The sequence below is a fragment of the uncultured Shewanella sp. genome, assembly GCF_947495455.1.
Classification (GTDB): domain Bacteria; phylum Pseudomonadota; class Gammaproteobacteria; order Enterobacterales; family Shewanellaceae; genus Shewanella.
On record NZ_CANLZC010000052.1, the window covers coordinates 1 to 18652 of the forward strand.

Here is an 18652-nt window from a genome sequence, read left to right on the forward strand (position 1 = left end):
TACAGCATAAATGCGCCTTGAATTGAAAAGCCTGAGAAGCTCTGAATTGATCATCTATATAATGGAATTGGTATTACACTAGTCTTCCATTTTCACATTGATATAAGCAGGATCTTTATCCACCATGATCGCAATGGATTTATAAGTCGGTGTGTCACTCTGCTCTCCCACACTGTCTAATGGCACTAATGCATTTGCCTCAGGATAGTAAGCCGCCACATTGCCACGAGGAATATCATACTCAATCACAGTAAAACCCGATAACTGTCTAGTGCTATTATTTGGCCACAATGACGTCAGCACCACCTTATCTAAATGTATCAAGCCTTGTTGCTGCATATCTTTACTATTCATTATTAACACTTTACGGTGTCCATGCACTCCTCGATATCTGTCCTCCATGCCATAAATTGTTGTATTATACTGATCGTGCGAGCGCAATGTTTGCAGTACAAATGTCGTTTGATCCGTCAGTGTATTGGGATCAAATGCTAAAATAGATGTGGGTAATGAATGCGACATTATCTGTGCTTTTTTTGTTGGTGTTTGCCAATGATACTCAGCGGCAGCGCTACCTAAATAAAAACCACCGGGATGATTAATCTTCTCATTAAAATCTTTAAATTTCGGAAATACTTCAGCAATTTTATCCCTGATCACACTATAATCATCAACAAAATTCTGCCAACAAACGACTTCGCTCCCTAAGGTTGCGTCAGCTATACCAGCCACAATCGCCACTTCTGAACGCATGTCACCGATATCACTGGGCACGACCCCCATTGATGCATGCACCATACTAAAAGAGTCTTCCACTGTGACTTTTTGCGGTCCTTTCGCTTGTACATCAATATCTGTTCGACCTAAACAAGGTAAAATTAACGCTTTTTTGCCCACAATCAAATGACTACGATTTAATTTTGTCGCCACATGAACTGTTAATTCACACTGACTCAAGGCTTGCTCCGTCACTTTAGTGTCGGGGGTAGCAACCGCAAAGTTTCCTCCTAATCCAATAAACACTTTACTTCGATTATCCAACATAGCTCGAATCGCTTGCACTGTATTATGACCCGGCTGTTGAGGTGGAGAGAAGGCAAAGACTTCGCCTAATTTATTTAAAAAAGGCATCGAAGGCTTTTCATTAATCCCCATGGTTCTATCACCTTGCACATTACTATGCCCTCTGACAGGACAAAGACCCGAACCATGTTTTCCCAGTTGACCTCGCAGCAGCTGCATATTAACGATTTCATGTATGGTTGCGACAGAATGTTTATGTTGAGTAATCCCCATTGCCCAAGTAAAAATCACTCTCTCACTACTTAAATGCACTTGCGCAGCTTGCTCAATTTGAGCTTGAGTCAAGCCTGACTGGGATTCAATCTGTTCCCAGCTCGTATTTTCAACCTGCTGAATATAATCTTCTAATCCTTCACAATGTTGTGTGATAAAAGCCTCATCAAATACGCCAGGTTCATTCTTTGCCTTACGCTGCTTATCAACAGTGAGCATGACTTTTACCATACCTCTAATGGCAGCCATATCCCCCCCCAATTGAGGAGTCAAGTACAAACTACTGATCTGCGTCGAGCTATTTTTCAACATTTCTACCGCGTTTTGTGGGCTCGCAAAGCGCTCTAACCCTCGCTCTTTTAATGTATTAAAACTAACAATATTCGCACCTCGTCGAGCCGCTTTATATAAACTATCTAACATTCTTGGATGATTAGAACCTGGGTTTTGTCCAAACACAAAAATCGCATCGGCATACTCAAAGTCTATCAGTTGTACTGTGCCTTCCCCCACACCCAGCGCCTGTTTCAACGCCACACCACTGGCTTCATGACACATATTGGAGCAATCCGCAAAATTATTGGTACCAAACATCCTGACGAACAACTGATATAAAAAAGCGGCTTCATTACTGGTTCTGCCCGAAGTATAAAACTCTGCCTGATCAGGCGAGGCTAATCCATTTAACTCAGTGGCGATTAATTCAAAAGCCTTATTCCAACTGATAGGAAGGTAATGATCCGTTTGTGCATCATAAGATAAGGGTTGATGCAATCGCCCCTGAGACTCTAAAAAATGCCCATCTTGCTTTTTAAGTTCACTCACTGTCTTTGAAGCAAAAAAATCGCTTCCCACTCTTTTACTGGTCGCTTCCCAACTCACGGCCTTAGCGCCATTTTCACAGAACTTAAAATGGCCTGCCTCATCATCTTCCCCCCAAGCGCAGCCCGGACAGTCAAAACCTTCATCTTGATTCGTATTCAGCAAATTACGAATATTTTTAGCAATATTTTCACTTTTAATCAGGTGCTTCGCCGTACTTGCAAGCGCCCCCCAGCCTCCAGCTGCATTATGATACTGCGTTATTTTTTTACTCATAGTGACTCCTCAGAAACACAAAGGCTATACACTGCGGTGATAGACTCTAGCAGCCTCTTTTTTCGGAATGTGAATAAGATTAACGTTATATTTTTTAGCCCAAATAACAGCTAAAGAACTGGGCGACGATAAACAAGCTAAGGTACCCACACCATGCAACACCAATTTTTGCACCAACTCATAACTGCAACGACTGGTCACCAACACAAATCCAGATGCCACATCGTATTGTGCTTTACAGATCAAACCCAATAACTTATCCAATGCGTTATGCCGTCCGACATCTTCACGGCAGGCAAGAATTTCACCTGCGTGGGTGACAAACAAGGCTGCATGTAGCGCACCGGTCACTTTTCCATGTTGCTGCCAAGAAGTGATTTTTTGCTTTAACCCTTGCAACGACAATGCTGACGGCAAAGGACTTGATTGCAAGGGGGAGTGCTGTAGCCAAAGCATTTCTAAGGCCTCACTGCCACAAATACCACAACCCGTTCGCCCTGATAACTGTCGCCTCTTATTTTTCATGGCATTAAAAGCGCGCTCATTAATGGTAATACTGGCTTCAATACCTAATTCTGTGTGCTGGTATTCAATGTCTTTGAGTTGCCATGAGTGCGTAATTAAGGCTTCAGAAATTGAAAATCCTAGAATAAAATCATTCAAGTGATAGGGAGAGACCATCATCACCGCATAATTAATACCGTTATAACTGAGTGATAGTGGATATTCAGCGACCAAAGGTACATGCTGCGCCTTTGACGGAGAACGAGTGAGATTAACGGCTTCATCAATGGGCTCAAATGAAAAAAAATGATTCGATTGCAGCTCAAACTCTGTATTTGACAACACCGCTTTAGGAAAATCAGCCTTCATGCTTTCAACTCATGTCATAACCTAGGCCATAACTCATGCTATAACTCATGCTGTAAAACCACGTTAACCATCATCGCTACCCATAATCTTAGTCCCATGGCTAGCAGGCTAACATGCGTTATTAACATAATAGGTTAAATCTTCCCCTTAAGATACTTCCTATACATTCCTTTTATGTTTCGCAGCCAGTGAAAAACTCAACATTGACCTATTCATTGCACAACACAATCTTGCTTATCAACAAAATGATAAGAAACAGCTGCATTTCAGAAAAAATCGCCATGAATTGATTAACAGATAAGCACTTGAATCAAATATAGCATTTTCTATTAAAATCTAAGGTGACAAGCGCAATTAAAGTTCGTATACTCTCTCTCGCTTTCGGTAATGACGATTACCTTAAGTCGGCCCCTTAGCTCAGTTGGTTAGAGCACACGACTCATAATCGTTAGGTCCACAGTTCGAGTCTGTGAGGGGCCACCAAATTTAAGATAACGCGCAGTAAGCTAAAACTTACTGCGCGTTTTTCGTTTATGCTATCTTCTTTATTTTATTCACCTCAAAAGCCAATTTCAGAACAGTGAATGATATTTCGTTGAATTTTAATGCAAACACGCCCAAAGTAAAGCAGTGCAATCCACCGTAAACTTATGTTTAATGAATTGTTTTAACTAGCGTTACATATTACAAAAAACAAATTTGATAACCTAAACACAACACATCAGACCAGATTATTTAAATTGATTGGTTTTTTAATATAACACGTTAGATGAACGTCTTATATTGACGCCAAAGGCGCTTCGATTCACTCGGTCAACTTTGAATAACAGGTCAATAACGATGCAATTAGTGACACCCCTTTCTTTTTCACAACATAACCAGCAAAGTCTCAAGACATTAGTCGAGCAAGCACTCATTAGCCTAGACTGCCCTCAAGATAAACTGACGTCTTTTGGTGAACATGCCAGTATTCATCTTGAATTTGATAACTTACCCAATATCAGCATTAGCATTGAAAATGATCGATTATGGCTATGGTCAGCCTTTACTGATCTCACATCCACGCTCTGCCTCAATCATGCCGGTGAGCTTTTTACACTATTGCAGTTCCCCATACCCAATGTCGAATTAGAGCAGGCTATTCTAGTTGAAGCAAAACAAGGCTATGAACTTAAAGCCTTAGTCGATCCTGCATGCCTTCATGCACCACAAAACCTAGGAAGCATTATTGAGTATTTTTATCAAAAAGTGGATGGGATTTGTCAAATATTCAATCAAAAAAGTTAAACGCCATTAACGCTTATTCTGCCACTCCAGCCAATCGATTTGCCCAGTCGATTAGCTAAACCCTGTATCATTAGGTTCTATCATTATGCCCAGTATTTCAAGCCCAACACAAACGACGCCTTTATCTCAGCCACTCATTCATCAAACGGCAAAAAGCAGCACTGTAAAATCCGAAGTGGCCCAGCAGCTTAAGGGGATTTCCAGCGATCAATCTGTGAGTCAAAGCAAGAGTCTCAAAGTAGAAAAGGAAGGGATGATCTATAGCCCCTTTGCTGTAAAAGATTCCGTATTATCTTGTTTGGGTCATAACTTAAATAGACTCAAACAGGATAAGCCACTCTATCCTGTTATTCTGAAAGATGACAATGCTAAAGCTCAGTTTGAACAAATAAAAACAACACTTCTAAAGACTTATACAGACAAGGCCGACAAAGCACACACCCTTCTCGCTGGTTATGCCAAAGACCAAGGAGTACAGATAAGTCAAGTATTAGAGGCCCCCGAAAGAGACGCTGCAGCGGCTAAAAAAGAACTCGCATTACGAGCCTCATCCACATCTGAAGCGCCTTCTTCACAGCAAGCACGCCCTTTTAAAACGCTCACGTCCGAACAACTAAACAGATTTATTAATACAGCAGAAACATTGGCCCACATTGTTAAATTAGCCGAAAACTCAGCGGCTTTTCGCGATGTATTAATCAAACTAGAAGTACACAGTGATCAGAGCGAACATAAGCTCCAACAACTTTCACCTGACAAAAATAAACTCTACATTATCGGTCATGGTGGCGCTGGAAGCTATACGCTAACCCCTAAAATAGATTCAAATTTAAATGAAGGAATAACCGCTTATCAACTCGCGAGCAATCTCGCTAAAGCAGGGCTAAGAAAAGATTTCATCGATATTCGAACAACCAGTTGTTGGAGCGCGGACAGCCATAGAATTACCGCCTTTGATGAGCCCCAATTAGAGGAAGCCAGTAAAACCAAAACAATAAGTAAACCTTGGCTGTTTTTTTGGAGTACTAAAACCATTGATCGCCAACCTTTTGCCCAAGAATTCAGTGACTCTTTAGGCGTTATGGGCTTTTATAATGCTCAAGTAACAGGCTATCATGGCCAAGGAAAAACAATTCCCTTAGGCGAACACCAAAGTCGCATCATTCCAAAAGACAGTAGCGCTCCAAAGGATAATAGCATTCCAAAGGATAATAGCGATCCCATCACAGTTCGCTCGTCAAAGGCTAAACACGTCTTTACCCCTAATCTCACTTGGGAAATTAGGCTATCTAATTACTTAAGTTCATTAAAAGACTCCATGCTCAATTGGTTCCGCTCTTCTAATGCCTAACAGTTTAATTCGTTAGCAATGAATAATCGGTAAAGATCGCCAATCAGTGGTGTATTGCGGCGTTAAATAGGCGCGGCGCATGGTCCAATGGGATCGCGACTCCCTTGTTCCTTGGGCGGCAACAAACAAAGTACCGCGACCAAAACGCTGATTCAGTTTATCGTACACAGGCATCAAATTTGGGTGTTCAAGCATAGGGGAGAACATGTCCAATTGCTGATGGTGGCGGCTCACCAAATCCATCAGCCCCACGCCCACTTTATAGTAACGCACACCTTTATGGTATAAACGTGGTGCAAGCCGTTTCACTGCAGCGCTGAGCTCCAAGCTTGAACTGACGGGTCGCTCAAAGGTATGCAACACCTTAAAAGCACGGGAATGAGTATCATGGGGTGAGCTCATGGCAAACACCAATAACTGTAAACAGCTCGATTGCTGTTGGCGCATTTTTACTGCGGCAATATCCAGATGTAAACACAGGGCCTGACAAAGGGCATCGAAATCATTCACTATACGCTCCCCTAAACTGCGTGTGGAAAAAACCTGTTGTTTATCAACATGCACTTTCCCCCATTCTTTAACGGTTTCACCATTTAACTCAGCAATAATACGACTAACTTCAATATTAAAACCGAAAGCCAACAGTTTATTCGGTGTATTATATGCTTGATGATGAAAAAGGCGTGACAAGTCATAAGCACTGTTAACACCCATATCAATGAGCTTCTTTGCTGATTTGCGCCCTATTCCCCACACCTCACCCACAGGCACTTGTTTTAACAAATTCAGCCGCTTCTCTGCTGAATCTATCACGCAAACCCCGCTATATTCAGGTATTATCTTGGCAACATGATTCGCCAGCTTTGCCAAGGTGAGTGTTTCTCCCATTCCCACGGAAACAGGTAAACGAGCCTCTTTCCATACCGCGCGGCGAATATGCCGGCCCATATCAATACATTCAGCATCACTTTCCGCCCCTTTTGCTCCTTGCTTAAAAGACAAAAAGCTCTCATCAATGGAGTAAATGTATTGCTCAGACGCAAAACGACCAATGATTTGCATCATTTTCATGGATAAATCGCCATATAGCGCATAATTTGATGATAGCGCAATCACTCCATGCTTTTCACATAAGGCTTTTACTTGAAAATAAGGGACAAATTTTTTGATCCCTAATGCCTTAGCTTGCCGATTGGCCGCCACAATACAGCCATCATTATTAGACAGTACCACCATAGCTTTTCCCCGCCAGTCAGGACGAAAAACTTGCTCAGCACTGCAATAAAAATTATTAGCATCCACTAATGCAAACATAGCTATTCACCTTTATCTATCTCATGTCTAGTGAGGAATTGATATCTAGTAAGGAATTTGATGGCACCTGTTTATTCAATAACACACGACTTCTCATCACATATCTATCCTATCCCCACCTTTGGCTGTCTCATGTCTAGTGAAGCATTGAAAGGTGCCAGTTTATTCAATAACACACGACCTCTCATCACATATCTATCCTATCCCCACCTTCGGCTGTCTCATGTCTAGTGAAGAATTGAAAGGTGCCAGTTTATTCAATAACACGCAGCCTCTCATCTCTTTCCATCACTTGGCTATGTCGAGCAAAACTGGACTGGGGCGATGACAGCGTACCGAGCGTGTGACGACACCTTCAATACTAAATTGATCATAATCATTCACCCTCACCGCTTGATGAGCATGATTCGCAGACAAAAGTAAACGTCTATGCATATCCAATTGCTTACACACAAACTCTCCATTTAAGTTGGCCACGATGACATCATATTGATTGACTTTGACATGCCTATCCACAATCAATATATCGTTATCAAATATCCCTAATTCTTGCATTGAGTCCCCTTTCGCAAAGCCTAAAAATGTCGCACTGGGATGTTCCACTAAAAGTTCATCTAGACTCAGTGATAACTGTAAATATTCTGCTGCAGGACTTTCAAAACCATTGATCCCCGCTGCAATATAAATTGGGATCACTTTCATTATTACGCCTCGCCTTTATCGCCTATTTGCTTACGCTGCTCATTCCCGACCATGGCCTCAAGCATCACCTCAAGCATAGCCTCAAGCATCGCCTCAACCATGGCCTCAAAAAGCGGTCGTCTAATGCTGACAACCTGCCAGTGACGCACAAAACACTGTTTATTTATACAGTATAATTTATCATAGCGAAAAACATGGCAAACCACCAAGGAAACACAGCGCTGAGATACAAAGTGTTGCAGGCTCACATTTTCACTCATTCACATTGCATCAAGGACTAAAAACCAACAAGATACTGTAAAGTATATTGAATATGGATATACGCTATGAGTGAGCCTTTAACATTTGATTGGTCTAAACCTGCTGATATTATCATTTCTCAAACTTAAAATAAGAAGGATGAAAAAACAGAAAGCTTTCCTGCCGACAAACTTGATAGAGCAAAATACGCTAAATTTCTCACTCACTTTTTGGTTTCGCAAGCAACGAATACCAGTCAGCAGCCAAATACATATAAAAACTATGTGATTAACCTCAACTCAGAATGGGGCTCAGGTAAAACCTACTTTCTCAAATGCTGGTTTGATACGTTAAAGCAGCATTACCCAGTGATTTATGTCGATGCGTGAAAGCAAGATTATTCAGACAATCCATTAATGACCGTGATCTCATCCATAACAATGAGTTTTATCAGATAGTAGGCCTATTCAAACGAAATAAATCAATATCCAATAACACAGTTTCATCGCACGCTTTTTGTGCCAAAACTTCACCAATGACACTGACAAATTTAAAACCATGGCCCGAGAATCCAGCAGCAAAGATCACGTGTTCATGATCAGGATGACGGTCCACAATAAAATGATTATCCTTAGTATTGGTAAATAAGCATGACCTCATCGATAGAGTTGGCCCTGTTGATTCAGGAAAAAAGCGCTCAGCAAATTGGCGTAATATTTTCTCATCTTTTAAAGAGCATTCGCGATCCATCTTGTCGGGATCAACTTTTTGTCTAAGATGATGTAACTTACCGTATTTGAATCCAGGTATGCCATGAACAGGAAAGCCATAATACATATCCTGTTCATCACCAAGTACCCATATTGGCAGCTTTCCCATAGCAAAAAATTCAGGTTGTTTCGGTTGTGTCCAAATGACCACTTGTCGTTCCGGCACCGCTTTATCACCTTGCAATGGTATCAATAATTTGTTGGACCAAGGGCCTGCCGTCACAACTAACTTATCCGCGCTATAGCACGCTCTGTCAGTGTTAACAAGCACACCACTTTCATTCGCTGACCAACCAATCACTTTCTCTCTACCATGAATTTCGGCGCCAAGAAATAAAGCCTGCTCCACATAAGCCGAAATACAATCCTCTGACAGCAAAAATCCACCATCGGGCTGATAAACCGCTAGCATTCCAGAGCTTAAGTTAAATGCTGGAAAATCCTTTTTCAGCGTTTTATGATTGTATACTCGATAGGGTAAATGATAAGTCTGGCAAGCTAACAAGGAACCCTGAAACACCGCTCCCTCTTCAAATGATGCATCAATACCACCAGTAATATGTAACAAGGTTCTACCCGATTTTAGTTGAATATCTCGCCATAACTCATAGGCTCGATACAATAGCGGAACATAAGCCGGATCTTCCATATAGGCAAGACGAATAATACGAGTAAGCCCATGAGAAGAACCCATAGTATTAGGAATATCGTATTGCTCCAGTCCTAGTACTTTCTTACCGCGTTTTGCCAACTCATAAACTGTGGCACTGCCCATGCCACCGACACCGATAACAAGCACATCAAAATGTTTGTTGTTGCTCATCGACCAGTCCTTTCTTGTGTTTGATGGAATTAACCATAGTCATGCTCAACAAAACTCACAAGTAGGTACCTGAGCTAAAATCATCTTGTATTTCGCTTTTACTTTTAACCTTTAAGGTTTTTAATTAAGCACTTAATATCAACGATATATACTTTACCTCTGATATTATCAATATTGTTATAAGCAAAGAGTTAACCCTTGTTTAATGACTGTAGGTCCATCATCTCTCTTTTAAATTATTGTTGCTCACCGTAGACACAGCGCTGCGCGATTTGATGGGCAATACGATTAATATCAATTTGTGACCATGTTTGATGACCCAGTTTGGGCAAAACAGAAGGCAACTGCTTATGATTTAATATAGGAAAAGGAGGTTTAGCTTTAAGCTCAATAAACCAACCGGGGAAAACTAATATAGGAAAAGCTGTCACCGATAAGCCCGAACTGGTTGTTAACCAATGGCTGACCCATTTAGCTTGTCTCTGTGCTTGCTCTAATGGCTTAGTTTCACACCAAGAAGGAAAAATCAGTTTTGCCTTCTCGCCTAATTTAGCGTTATAACTCGCCTCATATACAAGTTTATAATTTTTCTTGCTTTTATTACCTATTAGACGCTTATACCGACCTTTCGTTTCTATCGCAAAGACACCATTGGGCCCAACAATGAGATGATCGATATTAAAGTTATCGGCCTGAATATCATGAAATACTTGATAGCCTAATGCTTGTAACCTTACTAACTCACTCGCAGTTGCAATCTCTGCTGTATACCCCAAACGTAACTTCATCATTTTATGCATAATCCGCCAAGTTTGAACGCAGCATAAAAACAGCCCCAATAAAACAATAATAATTAACAACCAATTGAAAGTCCCCTTCTTAATAAGATGTTGAAAACCCACTAAGCTAAAAGGAAATGAGACGATCAATGTCGCGATGAAAATAGGACCTATCAATTGAATTTGTAAATCTCGAAGTTGCTCTGATACTCCAAAACCCGGCAAGCGCTGCAATAAAGATTTATCAATAGGCAGGGCCAAGGTCTTATCCCGTTTAAACAAAACGAGATACATCAAAGCGAGTATTAAATAAGACCCTGATAATAATATTATACTAGGCAGTAAATTCACGGTAAAAGCGAACATAGCTAACATCCTTGTTGCTATTCAATAACGAATAACAACAAGTATAGATTGCAATCGATTACTCATTGAACGACAAAATCACTCTTTTTAACGCTTTCTCAACACTCGGTCGATATCGGCAGCACTGTGACGGTTATCTAAACGCTCACTCTCTTCACCCCAAGTGCGATTGACAATACGACCACGTTGCACCGCTTTTCGCTCCGAGAGTGTTTTAGCCCAACGTTGCACATGTCGATAGTTGTTTACATCTAAAAACTCTGCCGCATCATAGGTTTTGCCCAGTACTAAATTACCGTACCAAGGCCAAATCGCCATATCGGCAATACTGTACTCATCGCCTGCAATATAAGTATGGTTAGCGAGTTGTTTATTCAATACATCCAATTGACGTTTCACTTCCATCGTAAAACGGTTAATAGGGTATTCATATTTCTCAGGAGAATAAGCATAAAAATGCCCAAAACCGCCTCCCAGATAAGGCGCAGCCCCTTGCAACCAAAAAAGCCAATTCATCACTTGTGTGCGCTGCTGTCGCTCATGGGGTAAAAAGTGGCCAAACTTTTCGGCTAAATACAATAAAATCGCCCCCGACTCAAACACATTCACAGGCATTTCATTGGTATTATCCACCAGCGCAGGAATTTTTGAGTTCGGATTCACTTCAACAAAACCCGATGAAAATTGTTCACCATCACCGATATTAATTAAATGTGCATCATATTCAGCTTCTGTGATCCCCAAAGCTAATAACTCTTCAAGCATAATAGTGATCTTCTGCCCATTAGGGGTTGCCATTGAATACAGCTGCAGAGCATGCTCACCCACAGGCAAAGCTTGCTGGTAACGCGCACCAGCATCAGGTCTATTAATACTGGTCCATTGGCCACCATTTTCATTGTTCATTTGCCACACTTTAGGTGGTGTGTATATCTTTGCCATGATGTTTCCTCATTTAATACTTAAAAATGATACTGAACTTATTCAAAATCATCCTTCAAAATCATAGCTGGCCACTAAGCTTAGCCCTCCTCGCACATTTTATTTTAATGACAAGCTGCAATAATGTAACAAGAAGTTTAAAACCAATTAAATCATTAACTTAAAATAAAAAATAACATGATTAAAAATAAACTTGACAATTATGTACCGATAAGTACATTATATTGTATACCAACTGGTACACAAAGTGCAATTTCCCGACGCTTTTTAAACCAAGTTGAAATAAAACATTAAAAAATCAATGTATAAGGAAAAAATATTCATGTATTAAGTGAACATCCTAGCCCTATCGATATGGCCGCACAAGCAGGTTTTACTGAAGGCGCGACACTCGACAGTGTCGCACAAGCCGTTATTCATTCCATCAAACAAGGAGACTTCCATTTATTCCCCCGATCCTATCGCGAAAAATTTTGAACAAGCTTATCAAAACGACTCCGATACATTGATAACTGCGAGTCCCGCTTAACATTGTTTTAATAGTTAACCTGAATTCGGGATAAGCAGCGCCGCTTAATAGCACTATTTTTGCCCCTATCTGTGTTGTGATTTCTACTAATAGCCCGCTATTAGAGTCGAAATCTCGCCTTGATATCGACAAAAATTGCAGTATTAAGCCAAGTCCGAAAATAAAGGATAACCCAATTTCATCCAATTTTTTGATATTAAATGGGTTACCTCACATTGTTGACACTCATTATCCCGAGTTCAGGTTAGTTAACGTTCCGTAGCCTGAAAATCAGGCTGCCAACCCACTACACCCAACTAAAAAACTAAAACTCACACTTTCCTATCATTGGATGAACTTACTCGCAAAATATAACACCATCAACTAGCTTTTAATCAGCGTCTTTTTTTAGGTGTTGATATGGATATTCTTCACTCTCTGTTTAAAGCATCACCACTCATTGCAGTCTTTATAACACTCACCTTGGGATATTTAGTGGGTAAAATCACTATCGGCCGTTTTGTTTTAGGTGGCGTAGCTGGCACCCTCATTATGGGGGTTTTCGTCGGTCAAATAGGCGTAGAAATAGACGACAGTATTCGCAATATTTTCTTTGCCCTTTTTATCTATGCCGTCGGCTTTCAAGGCGGCCCCCGTTTTTTCAGCGCACTTAATTTACGCACGCTCAATATTCTCATCTCCGCAATGGTGATGACGATAACAGGGCTTATCTGTGTACTTATTGCCGCTTGGTTATTTGACTTAGATAGAGGAACTGCCGCTGGTCTCGCCGCAGGAGGGCTCACGCAATCTTCCATTATCGGTACCGCTGGCGACGCCATTTCGCAATTAGCCGATGTATCAGAGCATAGCCAAAAAATAATGCAAACCAATGTCGCTGTCGGTTATGCCGTCACTTATATCTTTGGCTCTTTAGGTCCTATTTTAATGGTGACATGGTTTTTCCCTATGGTGATGAACTGGGATCTGCGCACTGAAGCCATAAAATTGGCTAACCAAACAGCACCTAATCAAGCCGAATTAGAGCCTGGTCAATTTAATGCCATTGAACGAGTCGTGACACGTGCCTATTGTATCTCAAAGCAAAGTCTTGCGATTAATCGTGATATCTCAGAGATTAACAAAGAACTCAATGATGCCGCTATTGAAGTGATAGAGCGAAATGGTTCAGTCGTCAGTTTAAAAAAAGAAGAGACACTACAACAAGGTGATATTGTCATTGTGACGGGAGTGCGGGCAAGAGTAAAACAGCTCATGGCCTATTTTGGAGAAGAAGTGGATCCCCCCAATGAACTAGAGCTAGTCGAGGAGCATAGACATTTAATCGTTAATAATGCCCATTTAGTCAATCACACATTACAAACCATTAAGCAAGAAACGGACATTCCAACACGTCGCGGGGTCTACCTCACAGAGGTTAAGCGTTCAGGTGAAATACTCGCCATTGACCCTCAACTGATCCTCAAAAAAGGCGATGAAATCGAAGTCACTGGCGCTCCTAAAGATTTAAACAGAGTGGAAAAAACCATTGGTCATAGGCTGATTTCACCTTTTAGTACTGATTTTGTTTTTTTTGGTGTTGGCATGACCTTAGGCATACTAATAGGTCAAATCCATTTTTCACTCTTTGGCATTCCCGTCACTATTGGCTCCGGGGTTGGCTGCCTCATTTCCGGCTTGATCTTAGGTTGGGCCAGAAGCCGTCATCCCAGATTTGCCTCTCTACCTATGGGCGCCTCAAATTTCCTGCGCGATTTTGGACTTGCCGTCTTTGTTGGTCTAGTGGGGTTAACGGCAGGGCCTCAAGCCGTGATCACCATAAAAGAATATGGCATGACATTATTATTTTTAGGAATTGGCGTCACTCTCATTCCTCAAATTATTACTTTCTATTTTTCTTACTATGTTTTACGGATCAAAAACCCCATAGAAGCCATGGGATGTTTAGTCGGTGGACGCAGTGCCAACCCAGGTTTTGCCGCCTTACTCGATAAAGCAGGTAATTCAACACCCGTTTTTTCTTTTACTGTCACTTATGCTTTAGCCAATGTGCTGCTTACGCTTTGGGGACCGATAATTGTTGGGATCATTACACAAAATGCCAACTAACCATAAGGACCCAATATCCTCATAGGACTCAACATGGACGCTAATTATGTCAAATAAAGACTACGCACAATGGGCTAAATTAAGCCCTTTTGAATTAAAAGATAAGCTCATAGAGATAGCTTGTAACAATGAACATCGATTATTACTCGATGCTGGACGGGGTAATCCTAATTTTTTAGCCACTTTACCTAGACGTGCCTTCTTACGTTTAGGAGACTTTGCGTTAGAAGAAGCAGAACGCTCCTATACCTACATTAATCATGGTTTTGGCGGTATTCCTGATATAAAAGGTATTGTCGCTCGGTTTGACACCTTTGCCCAAAAATATAAAGACACTGAAGGAGTACAATTCATCCAATCAGCCATTAGCTATGTAAAAGATCAATTAGGACTCAGTCGACATGAGTTCTTACATGAAATGGTCAACGCCTTTTTAGGCTGTAACTACCCTGTCCCCCCTCGCATGCTAACCCATTCTGAATCTGTGGTAAAAAATTACATACAACAAGAGATGTATGGGCATTTACCCTCAAATGACAGCTTTGATTTATTTGCAACAGAGGGCGGTACTGCCGCCATGACTTATTCCTTTCAAACTTTATTTAAAAATGGACTACTCAAACAAGGCGATAAAATCGCATTAACGACTCCCATTTTTACCCCCTATTTAGAAATCCCTCTATTAGCAGAATACGCACTGAACATCGTTGAAGTCAGGCTCGATGAAGAAACATGGCAACTTAACGACAATGAAATAGCAAAACTCAATGATCCTGATATAAAACTATTTTGCATCGTTAACCCCAGTAACCCTGCATCCTATAAGTTTTCCAATCTTGTCCTTGATAAACTTACCAAGCTTATTACAACAAAAAGGCCCGATCTGTTCATTATTACAGATGATGTTTATGGCACTTTTGCCGATAATTTTGTCTCTTTATTCGCTCGATGTCCTTATAACACCATTTGCGTCTATTCATTTTCAAAATACTTTGGCGCCACTGGTTGGCGACTCGGCGTAATAGCAGTACAAGAAAAAAATATTTTTGATGACACCCTTAAATTGCATAATAAAAAAACGAAAACCTTATTAAATACTCGCTATAAAACCTTATCACCTCAACCTGAAAAGCTAAAGTTCATTGATAGAATAGTGGCAGATAGCCGTGCTGTCGCACTGAATCACACAGCAGGATTATCCTTACCGCAACAGGTACAAATGGTTTTCTTCTCTTTGGCTTGTTTAATGGACACAGAAAATTATTATAAACAATCCGCTAAACGCATTATTCGGGACAGATTTCATACCTTGTACAAAAGTATGGGCATTAGCATTGAAAACGATGCTAATCGTGTTGATTATTATACCCTGTTAGATTTAGATGTATTGGGCAAACATGTTTATGGCGAGCAATTTGTTCAGTGGTTTAAAACATCAGATTATGGGCCAGAATTCCTCTTCAAATTGGCCGATGAAACGGGAGTCGTCCTACTACCAGGAAAAGGGTTTGATGTGGTACATGGCTCTGTTCGTGTGTCCTTGGCTAATCTCACTCATAATGAATATAAAGCCATTGGTAAACTGACCAAAGCCGTTGTTGATGAATACTACGCCCAGTTTCTCAACAGTAAAAAGCAATCTTAAATGAATACACTGCTATTGGTAAACTGGCCAAAACCCTTGTTGATGAATACTACGCCCAGTTTCTCAACAGTAAAAAGCAATCTTAAATGAATACACAGCTATTGGTAAATGGTAAACTGACCAAAACCCTTGTTGATGAATACTACGCCCAGTTTCTCAACAGTAAAAAGCAATCTTAAATGAATACACTGCTATTGGTAAACTGGCCAAAACCCTTGTTGATGAATACTACGCCCAGTTTCTCAACAGTAAAAAGCAATCTTAAATGAATACACTGCTATTGGTAAACTGACCAAAGCCGTTGTTGATGAATACTACGCCCAGTTTCTCAACAGTAAAAAGCAATCTTAAATGAATACACTGCTATTGGTAAACTGACCAAAGCCGTTGTTGATGAATACTACGCCCAGTTTCTCAACAGTAAAAAGCAATCTTAAATGAATACACTGCTATTGGTAAACTATTGGTAAACTGGCCAAAACCCTTGTTGATGAATACTACACCCAGTTTCTCAACAGTAAAAAGCAATCTTAAATGAATACACTGCTATTGATAAACTATTGGTAAACTGGCCAAAACCCTTATTGATGAATACTACGCTCTGTTTTCAACAATAAGAAACACTCTTAAATCAAAAGGGATTGATATGTTAATAACAGCATTAGCATTAAACCAGCTTATTGAAAGTCAACATCCACACTTACATATTTTTGATTGCCGCTATGCTCTGCCTCAACCACAAGAGGCCTTAAAGGAAACTTATGGCCAACAAGCCTACTTCAAAGGACACATTCCCCATGCTCAATTTGTCGATATCGATGCGCAATTAACGGGAGAAATCACCACGACTTCAGGTCGCCACCCATTACCCACACATGCCAATTTTAACCAACAACTGCAATTATGGGGGCTTGATAATAATAGCAAAATCGTTATCTATGCTGACACAGGTAATTTATTCGCAACACGTTTATGGTGGATGTTACACCGCTGGGCAAACATTGCCGATGTGGCTTTACTGGATGGCGGCTTTAACGCTTGGCAGAATGCGGGATTGCCCATCACCTCAGCGTTACCCCAAATCACTCCATCCAATCATTGTTTTATGTTCGATGATAGTCAATATGTTGATATGCAATATGTACAAAATAAAGTCATACAGAAAAAACAAAAATTTATTACTGATGCAAGGACAACATCAAGATTTAATGGGGAACCTAACCCAATTGATACCGTGCTGGGGCATATTCCCGGTGCTGTCAATCTCCCTTGCCAAAACAATATCGATGAAGCAGGCTATTTTCTTTCAAAAGAACAACTCAAGACGTATTTTTCACCACTTGCTCAACATAATGCGCCGGAACCTGTTATACACAGCTGTGGCTCAGGATTAACCGCTTGCCATAATGCCTTTGCGATGGAGTTGGTGGGTTTGCCTCATTATAAACTCTACATTGGTTCTTGGAGTGAATGGAGTAAAAATAAACACAACCTTATTGAAAAGTAAACGGTTATTAACCTGACTCCCGCTTAAAAACAGAGCCCGTTTAGGCTCTGTTATCATCACCCTCTAGGCGCGAACATAATAATAGCCATTCCTGTCAGTGCGACAGAGGCACCTAAAAAGTCCCAGCCACTGGGTTTTATCCCTTCCACTCCCCAAAGCCAAAGTATGGCGACAAAAATATACACACCACCGTAAGCGGCATACACTCTTCCTGCCGCTGATGGATGAAGGGATAATAGCCAAGCAAATAATGCTAACGCCAGAGCCGCTGGTACTAATAACCAAGCTGACTTATCTTCTTTTAACCACAAATAAGGCAAGTAACAACCAACAATTTCAGCAATAGCGGTTAAAACAAAAAGGATTAAGGTATTCATTACAAACATAAATCAAAGCTCATTCTATTGAAACAATCTATTGAAAAAAGACACCTCTCGCCAACCAATCTTATCATCGTAAAAACGACCTCAATTAAAAGCCATCAAAATAACTGTCTTCATACTTTCAACTTGATTTTAGGCTTCCAATAACAATATCAAGGCGAGGGAAATCATTATAGATGAAAAACAGCCCTCACTGCCCCTTAATATCATCCACATCTCATAAGACTTTTAGCTACAAGACTAAATCACTAGATCTTTAGCCTTAAAATATTGAATTTTATTTTCATAGAGTTATGCGGCTTAGTGCGCTTTCAAGGTCAATAATAGACGCTATTGGTTCAAGTAAATGAAACCATCTTTGCTTAAATTTACAATAAATTAAACACAGAAATAACAATTAAAAATACAAATGAGAATGCAAAAAATCAAAGTGCAAACACAAAAGATACAAGAATAACATTGAAAATACCTTGTTCTCATTTTAGTCTAAGATAAGTAAGACAGTTAAACTAAACAATTGCCGCTTATTATTAACATAATAAAAATAAAAGGACTTTACTCATAGCCTGAATGACACTCTGTTAATCAGGCTATATTAGAGATGGATTAAAAACATAATAAAAAAAATACTTTAATCA

General features: G+C 40.4%; 15 protein-coding genes, 1 tRNA gene and 1 pseudogene. 8 read left to right on the plus strand and 9 right to left on the minus strand.

Annotated elements, in window-relative coordinates; genetic code table 11:
• Positions 1 to 78: 78 nt before the first annotated feature.
• The gene (locus Q0791_RS14045; RefSeq protein ID WP_299007469.1) at positions 79 to 2394 is read right to left on the minus strand and encodes an FdhF/YdeP family oxidoreductase; all 2316 of its coding nucleotides are present in this window, start codon (positions 2392 to 2394) and stop codon (positions 79 to 81) included.
• A 24-nt stretch (positions 2395 to 2418) separates the two neighbouring features.
• Complete coding sequence (gene fdhD, locus Q0791_RS14050) at positions 2419 to 3267, minus strand: formate dehydrogenase accessory sulfurtransferase FdhD (protein ID WP_299007474.1); 849 nt, start codon at positions 3265 to 3267, stop codon at positions 2419 to 2421.
• 406 nt (positions 3268 to 3673) lie between these two features.
• Here fdhD and Q0791_RS14055 point away from each other — a divergent pair.
• From Q0791_RS14055 to Q0791_RS14065, 3 genes are all read left to right on the plus strand, one after another.
• Positions 3674 to 3750: transfer RNA gene (locus Q0791_RS14055), tRNA-Ile, on the plus strand.
• Between the two features lie 357 nt (positions 3751 to 4107).
• Positions 4108 to 4554: a hypothetical protein gene (locus Q0791_RS14060; RefSeq protein ID WP_299007477.1), complete on the plus strand. Its 447-nt coding sequence runs from the start codon at positions 4108 to 4110 to the stop codon at positions 4552 to 4554.
• An 85-nt stretch (positions 4555 to 4639) separates the two neighbouring features.
• The gene (locus tag Q0791_RS14065; protein WP_299007480.1) at positions 4640 to 5905 is read left to right on the plus strand and encodes a hypothetical protein; all 1266 of its coding nucleotides are present in this window, start codon (positions 4640 to 4642) and stop codon (positions 5903 to 5905) included.
• Positions 5906 to 5917: 12 nt separating this feature from the next.
• Here Q0791_RS14065 and Q0791_RS14070 read toward each other — a convergent pair whose 3' ends face one another.
• From Q0791_RS14070 to Q0791_RS14080, 3 genes are all read right to left on the minus strand, one after another.
• A complete protein-coding gene (locus tag Q0791_RS14070) occupies positions 5918 to 7219 on the minus strand; it encodes a Y-family DNA polymerase (RefSeq protein ID WP_299007482.1) in 1302 nt (433 codons plus the stop codon).
• Positions 7220 to 7507: 288 nt separating this feature from the next.
• Positions 7508 to 7921 carry a translesion error-prone DNA polymerase V autoproteolytic subunit gene (gene umuD / locus Q0791_RS14075; protein WP_299007485.1) on the minus strand — a complete coding sequence of 138 codons (414 nt, stop codon included), beginning with the start codon at positions 7919 to 7921 and terminating at the stop codon, positions 7508 to 7510.
• 2 nt (positions 7922 to 7923) lie between these two features.
• Positions 7924 to 8181 (minus strand): hypothetical protein, encoded by a 258-nt coding sequence (locus Q0791_RS14080; RefSeq protein WP_299007488.1) that lies wholly within the window; start codon positions 8179 to 8181, stop codon positions 7924 to 7926.
• Between the two features lie 189 nt (positions 8182 to 8370).
• Between Q0791_RS14080 and Q0791_RS14085 the strand changes: the two are divergent.
• Positions 8371 to 8550: pseudogene (locus tag Q0791_RS14085) on the plus strand (P-loop NTPase fold protein); the annotation flags it as partial.
• A gap of 61 nt (positions 8551 to 8611) precedes the next feature.
• Here the strand turns inward: Q0791_RS14085 and solA are convergent.
• The 3 genes from solA to yghU form a co-directional block, all read right to left on the minus strand.
• Entirely contained in the window at positions 8612 to 9754 is a 1143-nt protein-coding gene (gene solA / locus Q0791_RS14090; protein ID WP_299007490.1) for an N-methyl-L-tryptophan oxidase, read from the minus strand.
• A 236-nt stretch (positions 9755 to 9990) separates the two neighbouring features.
• Positions 9991 to 10899, minus strand: a complete 909-nt coding sequence (locus Q0791_RS14095; RefSeq protein ID WP_299007492.1) for a nuclease-related domain-containing protein — start codon at positions 10897 to 10899, stop codon at positions 9991 to 9993.
• 87 nt (positions 10900 to 10986) lie between these two features.
• Positions 10987 to 11841: a glutathione-dependent disulfide-bond oxidoreductase gene (gene yghU, locus Q0791_RS14100; protein WP_299007494.1), complete on the minus strand. Its 855-nt coding sequence runs from the start codon at positions 11839 to 11841 to the stop codon at positions 10987 to 10989.
• A 354-nt stretch (positions 11842 to 12195) separates the two neighbouring features.
• Here yghU and Q0791_RS14105 point away from each other — a divergent pair, with 354 nt between their 5' ends.
• The 4 genes from Q0791_RS14105 (at position 12196) to Q0791_RS14120 (ending at position 17631) form a co-directional block, all read left to right on the plus strand.
• Complete coding sequence (locus Q0791_RS14105; protein ID WP_299007496.1) at positions 12196 to 12318, plus strand: hypothetical protein; 123 nt, start codon at positions 12196 to 12198, stop codon at positions 12316 to 12318.
• A gap of 451 nt (positions 12319 to 12769) precedes the next feature.
• Positions 12770 to 14479 carry an aspartate-alanine antiporter gene (aspT, locus tag Q0791_RS14110; protein WP_299007498.1) on the plus strand — a complete coding sequence of 570 codons (1710 nt, stop codon included), beginning with the start codon at positions 12770 to 12772 and terminating at the stop codon, positions 14477 to 14479.
• Between the two features lie 46 nt (positions 14480 to 14525).
• Positions 14526 to 16124: a bifunctional aspartate transaminase/aspartate 4-decarboxylase gene (locus tag Q0791_RS14115; protein ID WP_299007501.1), complete on the plus strand. Its 1599-nt coding sequence runs from the start codon at positions 14526 to 14528 to the stop codon at positions 16122 to 16124.
• 646 nt (positions 16125 to 16770) lie between these two features.
• Positions 16771 to 17631 carry a sulfurtransferase gene (locus tag Q0791_RS14120; RefSeq protein ID WP_299007504.1) on the plus strand — a complete coding sequence of 287 codons (861 nt, stop codon included), beginning with the start codon at positions 16771 to 16773 and terminating at the stop codon, positions 17629 to 17631.
• A gap of 56 nt (positions 17632 to 17687) precedes the next feature.
• Here Q0791_RS14120 and Q0791_RS14125 read toward each other — a convergent pair whose 3' ends face one another.
• Positions 17688 to 18017: a YnfA family protein gene (locus tag Q0791_RS14125; protein ID WP_299007507.1), complete on the minus strand. Its 330-nt coding sequence runs from the start codon at positions 18015 to 18017 to the stop codon at positions 17688 to 17690.
• Positions 18018 to 18652: the final 635 nt, after the last annotated feature.